1 protein-coding gene is annotated in these 595 nt (G+C 77.3%); it reads left to right on the top strand.

Translation table 11 applies throughout. The features are described from left to right. A partial coding sequence (locus ACFSJS_RS27925) for an AMP-binding enzyme (RefSeq protein WP_380905289.1) occupies nucleotides 1-595 on the top strand: 595 nt, incomplete at both ends.

The raw sequence follows: 595 nt of genomic DNA, 5'->3' as shown, positions 1-595 counted from the left end.
TGGCCCGCGGCTACCTCGGCCGGCCGGGGATGACCGCGGAGCGGTTCGTGGCCTGTCCCTTCGGGGAGCCGGGGGAGCGGATGTACCGCACCGGCGACCTGGCCCGCTGGCGGCCCGACGGGAACCTGGAGTACGCCGGCCGGGGCGACGACCAGGTCAAACTGCGCGGGTTCCGCATCGAGACCGCGGAGGTCGCCCGCGCCCTGGAGAGCCACCCCGCGGTCGCCAGGGCGGCGGTGGTGCTGCGCGAGGACCAGCCGGGCGACCAGCGCCTGGTGGGGTATCTGGTGCCGGCGGCGGGGGAGGGGGTGCCGGACCGGGAGGCGGTGTCGGCCGCGGTCGCGGCGGTGCTGCCCGAGTACATGGTGCCGTCGGCGCTGGTGGTGCTGGAGGAGGGGTTGCCGCTGACGGCCAACGGCAAGCTGGACCGGGCCGCGCTGCCGGTGCCGGAGTTCGCGCCGGTGCGCGGGGCGGGGCGGGCGCCGCGCGGTCCGCGCGAGGAGATCCTGTGCGGGCTGTTCGCCGAGGTGCTGGGGGTGCCCGGGGTCGGGGTGGACGACGACTTCTTCGCCCTGGGCGGCCACTCCCTGCTGGC

It is taken from the genome of Streptomyces desertarenae (assembly GCF_042681365.1).
Lineage (GTDB): Bacteria > Actinomycetota > Actinomycetes > Streptomycetales > Streptomycetaceae > Streptomyces > Streptomyces desertarenae.
This window is presented reverse-complemented; position numbering and strand designations above follow the sequence as displayed.